The 547-nt window shown below is 72.6% G+C and carries 1 protein-coding gene; it reads left to right on the forward strand.

Annotation, left to right across the window (positions count from 1 at the left end; translation table 11 throughout):
* Window positions 1-111: 111 nt before the first annotated feature.
* Window positions 112-547 (forward strand): response regulator (locus IEZ07_RS35345; RefSeq protein ID WP_191898781.1); only part of this gene is annotated, 436 nt, incomplete at its 3' end.

Below are 547 nucleotides of genomic sequence, written 5' to 3' on the forward strand. Positions count from 1 at the left end.
GCGGGCACCCGGGTGCCCGCACGCCCCGATCCGTGTTTTGATGGTCTCCCGCCGGACAGGGGTGCCCGGAAGGCTCGGTTACCGGCGGTCGAGGTGAGGAGAGCTGGCGGCATGGGTGTGATTCGCGTGGTCCTGGTGGACGACCACGAGGTGGTACGGCGCGGCGTGGCGGCCCTGCTCGACTCCGAGGACGACATCCAGGTGGTCGGGGAGGCCGGGACCGCCGAGTCGGCCGTCACCCGCATCACCGCGCTCCAGCCGGACGTGGCGGTGCTGGACGTGCGCCTGCCGGACGGCAGCGGCATCGACGTGTGCCGCGAGGTCCGCTCCCGCATGCCCGGCCTGGCCTGCCTGATGCTCACCTCGTTCGCCGACGACGACGCGCTGTTCGACGCGGTGATGGCGGGCGCCTCGGGATACGTCCTCAAGCAGATCCACGGCTCCGACCTGGTCGGCGCCGTGCGTACGGTGGCCTCGGGCCAGTCGCTGCTGGACCCGCGGACGACCGCGTCCATGCTGGCGCGCCTGCGTGAGCAGGAGAGCCGCA

The sequence above is a fragment of the Planomonospora parontospora genome, from assembly GCA_014647935.1.
GTDB classification, from domain to species: domain Bacteria; phylum Actinomycetota; class Actinomycetes; order Streptosporangiales; family Streptosporangiaceae; genus Planomonospora; species Planomonospora parontospora.